At 63.5% G+C, this 8919-nt stretch carries 7 protein-coding genes; all 7 read left to right on the top strand.

The window, feature by feature from the left end; all coding sequences use genetic code 11:
* Positions 1–245: 245 nt before the first annotated feature.
* The 7 genes from flhA to L6D77_RS21200 all read left to right on the top strand — a co-directional run bounded on the left by flhA (position 246) and on the right by L6D77_RS21200 (position 8902).
* Positions 246–2375, top strand: coding sequence for a flagellar biosynthesis protein FlhA (flhA, locus tag L6D77_RS21230; RefSeq protein WP_232880107.1), 2130 nt, complete (start codon positions 246–248; stop codon positions 2373–2375).
* 11 nt (positions 2376–2386) lie between these two features.
* The gene (gene flhF, locus L6D77_RS21225; RefSeq protein WP_232880106.1) at positions 2387–3697 is read left to right on the top strand and encodes a flagellar biosynthesis GTPase FlhF; all 1311 of its coding nucleotides are present in this window, start codon (positions 2387–2389) and stop codon (positions 3695–3697) included.
* A gap of 114 nt (positions 3698–3811) precedes the next feature.
* Entirely contained in the window at positions 3812–4645 is an 834-nt protein-coding gene (gene fleN / locus L6D77_RS21220; RefSeq protein WP_008093270.1) for a flagellar synthesis regulator FleN, read from the top strand.
* The gene (gene fliA / locus L6D77_RS21215) at positions 4642–5382 is read left to right on the top strand and encodes an RNA polymerase sigma factor FliA (protein WP_110995267.1); all 741 of its coding nucleotides are present in this window, start codon (positions 4642–4644) and stop codon (positions 5380–5382) included. Before fleN ends, fliA begins: the two co-directional genes overlap by 4 nt.
* Before the next feature lie 103 nt (positions 5383–5485).
* Positions 5486–5860, top strand: coding sequence for a chemotaxis response regulator CheY (locus tag L6D77_RS21210; protein ID WP_178125875.1), 375 nt, complete (start codon positions 5486–5488; stop codon positions 5858–5860).
* A gap of 18 nt (positions 5861–5878) precedes the next feature.
* Positions 5879–6667, top strand: coding sequence for a protein phosphatase CheZ (locus L6D77_RS21205; RefSeq protein ID WP_125463293.1), 789 nt, complete (start codon positions 5879–5881; stop codon positions 6665–6667).
* A gap of 12 nt (positions 6668–6679) precedes the next feature.
* Positions 6680–8902, top strand: coding sequence for a chemotaxis protein CheA (locus L6D77_RS21200; RefSeq protein WP_232880105.1), 2223 nt, complete (start codon positions 6680–6682; stop codon positions 8900–8902).
* Positions 8903–8919 lie beyond the last annotated feature (17 nt).

Raw genomic sequence — 8919 nt, 5'->3', positions numbered from 1 at the left:
ATCCGGGGGTGCGGGGACTAATGGGCGGGGGTAAAAATCTTGAAAAGACTGGGGGTGTCAGGCCTGCCGGGATTGCGTCAGGGCCGCCCGGTGTTCGCCTTGGTTTTTGGGATGGGGCGCAAATCGAGCGCAACACCTCTGAAGGCGAACACTTCTCGAGTCTTTCCCCAAAGTTGGAAAGCTTCTTGCAAAGCCAGCGCCAGGCGCCACCCAGGCGTCAAAGTTTTGCTTCAAGAGGACTCGCGGTGGATCGCACACAGTTAATCAGCAACGCGCGCAACAACCTGGCCGGTCTGGGCCGGGGCAACCTCGGCGTGCCGCTGTTACTGCTGGTGATGTTGGCAATGATGATGTTGCCGATACCGCCGTTCCTGCTCGACGTGTTCTTTACCTTCAACATTGCCCTGTCGATCGTGGTCCTGCTGGTGTGCGTCTACGCCCTGCGCCCGCTCGACTTCGCCGCCTTCCCGACCATCCTGCTGGTGGCCACGCTGTTGCGCCTGGCGCTGAACGTCGCCTCTACCCGGGTGGTGATGCTGCATGGCCAGGAAGGCCATGGCGCCGCGGGCAAGGTGATCCAGGCTTTCGGTGAAGTGGTGATCGGCGGCAACTATGTCGTCGGTGCGGTGGTGTTCGCCATCCTCATGATCATCAACTTCGTGGTGGTGACCAAGGGTGCCGGGCGTATCTCCGAAGTGAGCGCGCGGTTCACCCTCGATGCCATGCCGGGCAAGCAGATGGCCATCGACGCCGACCTCAATGCCGGCCTGATCGACCAGGCCCAGGCCAAGGCGCGCCGTGCCGAAGTGGCCCAGGAGGCCGAGTTCTATGGTTCGATGGACGGTGCCAGCAAGTTCGTCCGCGGTGACGCCATCGCCGGCCTGCTGATCCTGTTCATCAACCTCATCGGCGGCATGCTGATCGGCATGCTGCAGCACGGCATGACCTTCAGCGACGCCGGCAAGGTCTACGCGCTGCTGACCATCGGTGACGGTTTGGTGGCGCAATTGCCATCACTGCTGCTGTCCACCGCTGCCGCGATCATGGTGACCCGTGCTTCGGGCTCCGAGGACATGGGCAAGCTGATCAACCGGCAGATGTTCGATTCGCCCAAGGCCCTGGCGGTTTCCGGCGCGTTGATGATCGTCATGGGCCTGGTGCCGGGCATGCCGCACATGGCCTTCATCAGCCTGGGTGCGATAGCCGCCGGTGCCGCCTACCTGGTGTGGAAGAAGCAGCAGAAGGCCAAGGTCCTGGCCCTGGAAGAGATGCAGCGCCAGCAGGACCTGCTGCCCTCGCCGCAGCGTGCCATGGAGACCAAGGAGCTGGGCTGGGATGACGTCACGCCTATCGACATGATCGGCCTGGAGGTGGGTTACCGCCTGATTCCGCTGGTCGACCGCAACCAGGGCGGCCAATTGCTGGCGCGGATCAAGGGCGTGCGCAAGAAGCTGTCCCAGGACCTGGGTTTCCTCATGCCTACCGTGCACATTCGCGACAACCTCGACCTGCAGCCCAGTGCCTATCGCCTGACGCTGATGGGGGTGATCCTGGCGGAGGCCGAGATCTACCCGGACCGGGAACTTGCGATCAACCCCGGCCAGGTGTTCGGCACGCTCAACGGCATCGCCTCGCGCGACCCGGCGTTCGGCCTGGAAGCGGTGTGGATCGATGTGGGGCAGCGCGCCCAGGCGCAGTCGTTGGGTTACACGGTGGTGGATGCCAGCACCGTGGTTGCCACCCACCTCAACCAGATCCTGCAGAAGCATTGCCATGAGCTGATCGGCCATGAAGAGGTCCAGCAGTTGCTGCAGGTGTTGGCCAAGGCGTCGCCGAAGCTGGCCGAAGAGCTGGTGCCGGGTGTCATTTCCTTGTCGGGCTTGCTCAAGGTTCTGCAGGCGTTGCTCGCCGAGCAGGTGCCGGTACGTGACATTCGCAGCATTGCCGAAGCCATCGCGAACAATGCGGTGAAGAGTCAAGATACCGCCGCGTTGGTGGCGGTGGTGCGGGTTGGTTTGTCCCGCGCTATCGTTCAAAGCATTGTCGGCGTTGAGTCCGAGCTGCCTGTGATTACCCTTGAGCCAAGGTTGGAACAGATCTTGCTCAATAGTTTGCAAAGGGCCGGGCAAGGTCAGGAAGACGGTGTTCTTCTTGAGCCGAGCATGGCCGAAAAGCTTCAGCGCTCGTTGATCGAGGCGGCCCAGCGTCAGGAAATGCAGGGCCAGCCGGCCATCCTCCTGGTTGCCGGCCCGATCCGTGCCATGCTGTCGCGCTTCGGTCGCCTGGCTGTACCGAATTTGCATGTTTTGGCGTATCAGGAAATACCTGACAACAAGCAAGTCACCATTGTTGCCACCGTGGGCCCCAACGGCTGAGGTAGTGGGTTATGCAAGTTAAGCGTTTTTTCGCCGCCGATATGCGCCAAGCCATGAAGCTGGTTCGTGATGAGCTGGGCTCCGATGCCGCCATCATCGGCAACCGGCGCATCGCTGGCGGCGTCGAGCTGACGGCCGCGCTGGACTACAAGCTGTCCGCCCTGGCGCCACGGGTGCCAAATGCCGAGCTTGAGGACGAGCTGCGCAAGACCCAGTCGCGCATCGTCACCGCCCAGGCTGAAATCAGCGGGCGCAGCGAAATCGGCGAGGGCAACCGGCAGTTGTTCGCCGGGCAGTCGTTGACCGCCTCCGAACCGCTGGTCGAGCCGCATGTCGACGTGCCGGTGGCGCCCACCGCGCCTGCCGCTGCGCCGGTCGACCCGCGCCTGTTCGATGCCATGCGCTCGGAGCTCACCGGCCTGCGCGAGCTGCTCGAAGTGCAACTCGGTTCGCTGGCCTGGAGCCAGCTGCAAGGCAACAAGCCACAACAGGCCAACCTCTGGCGCCGTCTGCAGCGCCTGGGCTTGTCGGGTGGGCTGGCCCGCGAGCTGCTGGAGCTGACCGCTGAAATCGAAGAGCCGCGCCACGCCTGGCGCATGGTCCTGGCGCACCTGGCGCGGATGATCGACGTGCCCGAGGTCGAGCCGATCGAGGAGGGCGGGGTGATCGCCATGGTCGGCCCGGCCGGCATGGGCAAGACCACCACGCTAGCGAAACTGGCCGCACGCTATGTGCTCAAGTACGGCGCGAGCAATATCGCGCTGGTGAGCATGGACAGCTTCCGCATCGGTGCCCAGGAGCAGCTGAAAACCCTGGGGCGCATCCTCAATGTGCCGGTCACCTACGTCGATCCGGGCGAGTCCCTGGCCCAGGCGCTCGAGCCGCTGCTGCGCAAGCGCGTGGTGCTGATCGACACCGCCGGCCTGCAGGCCAGCGACCCGGCGCTGCGTATGCAGCTGGAGACGCTGGCCGGGCGTGGCATCGCCTCGAAGAACTATCTGGTACTGGCCACCACCAGCCAGAAACAGGTGCTCACCGCTGCCTACCACAGCTACAAGCGCTGTGGCCTGGCCGGTTGCATCCTGACCAAGCTCGATGAAACAGCCTGCCTCGGTGAGGTGCTGAGCCTGGCTATCGGTCACGAATTGCCGATTGCCTACCTGACCGACGGGCCGCGTATTCCGGATGACCTGCAATTGCCCCGCAGACACCAACTGGTGAGCCGCGCGGTGAGCGTACAGATGCAGGACGAGCCTAGCGAGGAGGCCATGGCCGACATGTTCGCTGATCTCTACCACAACCCCGGCAAGCGGGCGGGGTGAGGGTGAATACTGTGCAAAGTACCTACATCATGGGGTTGCCCGGCCTGGCCGCGGTGCTGAGCATCAAGCCCCTCATGTGGCCTGGGTCCAAGCAAGACAAGGTAAACAACAGACATGGGTAGCATGCATCCCGTACAGGTGATCGCCGTCACCGGTGGTAAAGGTGGCGTCGGCAAGACCAACGTTTCAGTGAACCTGTCTTTGGCACTGGCCGAACTCGGCCGCCGGGTCATGCTGCTCGACGCCGACCTGGGCCTGGCCAATGTCGACGTGCTGCTGGGCCTGACGCCCAAGCGCACCCTGGCCGACGTGATCGAGGGCCGTTGCGAGCTGCGCGATGTGCTGCTGCAGGGGCCGGGCGGGGTGCGCATCGTGCCGGCCGCCTCGGGCACCCAGAGCATGGTGCACCTGGCGCCGGCCCAGCACGCCGGCCTGATCCAGGCGTTCAGCGAAATCGGCGACAACCTCGATGTGCTGGTGATCGACACCGCCGCCGGTATCGGCGAGTCGGTGGTCAGCTTCGTGCGCGCGGCGCAAGAGGTGTTGTTGGTGGTGTGTGACGAGCCCACCTCGATCACCGATGCCTACGCCCTGATCAAGCTGCTCAACCGCGACTACGGTATGAACCGCTTCCGCGTGCTGGCCAACATGGCGCAGAGCCCGCAGGAAGGGCGCAACCTGTTTGCCAAGTTGACCAAGGTCACGGATCGCTTCCTCGACGTGGCCCTACAATACGTCGGCGCCGTGCCTTACGACGAATGTGTGCGCAAGGCAGTGCAGAAGCAGCGGGCGGTCTATGAAGCCTTCCCTCGGTCCAAGTGTGCGCTGGCCTTCAAGGCCATCGCGCAGAAGGTCGACAGCTGGCCGCTGCCAGCCAACCCGCGCGGGCACCTGGAATTCTTCGTCGAGCGTCTGGTGCAGCCCACCAGCGCAGGGCCAGTGCTATGAGTGCGAGCGGTTTCAAGATGTACAGCAAGGCGTCGAAAGACGCCCAGTACGAGCTGGTCGAGCGCTACGCGCCGCTGGTCAAGCGCATCGCCTACCACCTGCTGGCGCGCCTGCCGGCCAACGTACAGGTCGAGGACCTGATCCAGGCCGGCATGATCGGCCTGCTGGAAGTCGCCAACAAGTACGACGCCAGCAAGGGCGCCAGCTTTGAAACCTACGCCGGTATCCGCATCCGCGGTGCCATGCTCGACGAGGTGCGCAAGGGTGACTGGGCGCCGCGTTCGGTGCATCGCAATACGCGCATGGTCAGTGACGCCATGCGTTCGGTTGAAGCAAGAACCGGTCGCGACGCTAAAGATCATGAGGTTGCTGCCGAACTCCAATTGAGTCTCGATGATTACTACGGGATTCTGAACGACACCTTGGGCAGCCGCCTGTTCAGTTTTGACGACCTGTTGCAGGACGGTGAACACGAAGGCTTGCACGAGGACGGGGCCAGCGGCCAGCTGGAGCCATCGCGTGATCTGGAAGACGAGCGCTTCCAGCGTGCCCTGGCCGAGGCGATCGCCAACCTGCCGGAGCGGGAGCGCCTGGTGCTCGCGCTGTACTACGACGAAGAGCTGAACCTCAAGGAAATCGGTGAGGTGCTGGGGGTCAGCGAATCGCGTGTCAGCCAGTTGCATAGCCAGTGTGCGGCGCGTTTGCGCGGCCGCCTGGGGGAATGGCGGGCACGTTGAGCCCGGGTTCGATGCAGTCGTTTTTTGTACTACCGAATTGATTGACTGCGCGCTCGGCGCCGAGCGCGCTTAAGACTGCTTGGAGGTCTACTTGAACAAAGACATGAAAATCCTCATCGTTGACGACTTTTCGACGATGCGGCGGATCATCAAGAACCTGTTGCGTGATCTGGGTTTCACCAATACCTCGGAAGCTGACGATGGCAACACCGCGCTGCCGATGCTCGAGAGCGGCCACTTCGATTTCCTGGTGACCGACTGGAACATGCCGGGCATGTCCGGCATCGAACTGCTGCGCAAAGTCCGTGCTGACGAGCGTCTGAAGCACCTGCCGGTGCTGATGGTGACCGCCGAAGCCAAGCGTGAGCAGATCATCGAAGCGGCCCAGGCCGGGGTAAACGGCTATGTGGTCAAGCCTTTCACCGCCCAGGTGCTCAAAGAAAAGATCGAGAAGATCTTCGAACGCGTCAACGGCTGAGACACCTCAGGGGGCGCCATGGAGTCAACCAACAACTCGCTGGGTGAGTTCGAATCAACCCTGAAAAAACATGCCCAGGAACTGGTCGAGAGCCTCGAGCGCGGCCGGTTCGGCGATGCGGTGCAGCTGATTCATCAGCTGAACCAGACGCGCGACCGGGGCTTGTACCAGGAAGTCGGCAAGCTCACCCGTGAACTGCACAGCGCGATAGTCAGCTTCCAGATCGACCCGGCGATGCCGCAGGCCGAGGAAGTCTCGCAGATCACCGATGCCACCGAACGCCTCTCCTACGTGGTGCGCCTTACCGAAGGCGCGGCCAACCGCACCATGGACCTGGTGGAGGAGAGCACGCCGGTGCTCAACACCCTGGCCAGCGAAGCCCAGGACCTGTCCGCCGACTGGCAGCGCTTCATGCGTCGCGAAGTGGCGGCGCCGGAATTCCGTGAGCTGGTCAAGCGCGTCGACAGTTTCCTGACGCACAGTGCCGAAGGTAACCGCAAGGTCGCCGGGCACCTCAACGATATCTTGCTGGCTCAGGACTATCAGGACCTGACCGGCCAGGTGATCAAGCGGGTTACCGCGCTGGTCACCGAAGTAGAAAGCAATCTGCTCAAGCTCGTGCTGATGGCAAGCCAGGTCGACCGCTTTGCCGGTATCGAACATGACCACCAGCAGCTGCGCGCTGAAAAAGATGAAGAAAAACATCCGACTCGGGGTGAAGGTCCGCAGATTCATGCCGATAAGCGTGAAGACGTCGTGTCCGGTCAGGACGATGTCGATGATCTGCTGTCCAGCCTGGGTTTTTAAGGAGCACGTTTAATGAGCTTCGGCGCCGATGAAGAAATCCTTCAGGATTTCCTGGTAGAGGCCGGCGAAATCCTCGAGTTGTTGTCCGAGCAGTTGGTCGAGCTGGAAAGCCGGCCCGATGACGCGGACCTGCTCAATGCGATTTTCCGCGGTTTCCACACTGTAAAAGGGGGCGCCGGCTTCCTTCAGCTCAACGAACTGGTGGAGTGCTGCCACATCGCCGAGAACGTGTTCGACATCCTGCGCAAAGGTGAGCGCCGGGTCGACGCGGAACTGATGGACGTGGTGCTCGAAGCGCTCGACACGGTCAACAGCATGTTCGGCCAGGTGCGTGAGCGCACGGATGTCACACCGGCCACCCCGGAACTGCTCGCAGCGCTGTCGCGCCTGGCCGAACCGGGTGCCGCCCAGGCACCAGCCGCCGTGGTCGAAGCTGAGCCGGTGGTTGAGGCCAGTGCCGAGCCGGACATCACCGACACCGAGTTCGAACAACTGCTCAACTCGCTCGATGCGGTCAAGGCCGAGGCCGAGCTGCATGAGCAGATGCAAGGCGAGGCGCCGGTCACCGGCGGTGACGAGATCACCGACGCCGAGTTCGAGAACCTGCTCGACCAGTTGCATGGCAAAGGCCAGTTTTCGACCGACGTGGCGGCCAGCGAGCCGGCAACCGCCGCTCCCGCTGCAGCCAGCGACGAGATTACCGACGACGAGTTCGAGTCGTTGCTTGACCAGTTGCACGGCAAGGGCACCTTCGCCGTCGATGCACTGCAGGGCGCTGCTGCGCCGGCTGCCAGTGCCGCGCCTGCTGCTGCGGGCGATGACATCAGCGAGCATGAATTCGAAGCGCTGCTGGACCAGTTGCATGGCAAGGGCAAGTTCTCCGGCGATGCGGTGGTTGCCGAAGCACCCGCTGCTGCCGTGGCGGCCGCGCCCAAGGCCGAAGCAAAGCCCGTGGCCAAGCCTGCGCCTGCGCCAGTTGCCGCACCCGCCCCGGCTGCCAAGCCGGCCGCTGCGGCGCCTGCCCGTGCCCCGGCACCGGCCGCCGAGAAGCACGGCGCCAGCGAAGCGGAAACCACGGTGCGGGTCGATACCGCGCGCCTGGACGAGATCATGAACATGGTCGGCGAACTGGTGCTGGTGCGTAACCGCCTGGTGCGCCTGGGCCTGAACAGCGGCGACGAGGCCATGTCCAAGGCCGTGTCCAACCTCGACGTGGTCACCGCCGACCTGCAGACCGCGGTCATGAAGACCCGCATGCAGCCGATCAAGAAAGTCTTCGGCCGCTTCCCGCGCCTGGTCCGCGACCTGGCCCGCCAGCTCAAGAAAGAGATCAACCTGGAGCTGGTCGGTGAAGAGACCGACCTCGACAAGAACCTCGTCGAGGCCCTGGCCGACCCGTTGGTGCACTTGGTGCGCAACGCCGTCGACCATGGTGTCGAGATGCCCGACGAGCGCGAGGCCTCGGGCAAGGCCCGTACCGGCCGCGTGGTGCTGTCGGCGGAGCAGGAAGGCGACCACATCCTGCTGTCGATCTCCGATGACGGCAAGGGCATGGACCCGAGCGTGCTGCGCGCCAAGGCCGTGGAAAAGGGCCTGATGGACAAGGACGCCGCCGACCGCCTGAGCGAGTCGGACTGCTACAACCTGATCTTCGCCCCGGGCTTCTCGACCAAGACCGAGATCTCCGACGTGTCCGGCCGCGGTGTCGGCATGGACGTGGTGAAGACCAAGATTTCCCAGCTCAACGGCTCGATCAACATCTTCTCGGCCAAGGGCCAGGGCTCGAAGATCGTCATCAAGGTGCCGCTGACCCTGGCGATCATGCCGACCCTGATGGTGATGCTGGCCAACCAGGCGTTCGCCTTCCCGCTGGTCAACGTCAACGAGATCTTCCACCTCGACCTGTCGCGCACCAACGTGGTCGACGGCCAGGAAGTGGTGATCGTGCGCGACAAGGCGCTGCCGCTGTTCTACCTCAAGCGCTGGCTGGTCCAGGACCAGGCGCACGAAGAGCAGCGTGAGGGCCACGTGGTGATTCTGTCGGTGGGCACCCAGCGCATCGGCTTCGTGGTCGACCAGTTGGTAGGGCAGGAAGAAGTGGTGATCAAGCCGTTGGGCAAGATGCTGCAGGGTACCCCGGGCATGTCCGGCGCCACCATCACCGGTGACGGCCGTATCGCGTTGATCCTCGACGTCCCGAGCATGCTCAAGCGTTACGCCGCCCGGCGTATTTGATTTCGGTGGCGCGCCCT

This window comes from Pseudomonas parasichuanensis, from assembly GCF_021601385.1.
Taxonomy (GTDB): Bacteria; Pseudomonadota; Gammaproteobacteria; order Pseudomonadales; family Pseudomonadaceae; genus Aquipseudomonas; species Aquipseudomonas parasichuanensis.
The sequence above is the reverse complement of the archived record's forward strand: the minus strand, read 5'-3'. Positions and strand labels throughout refer to the sequence as shown.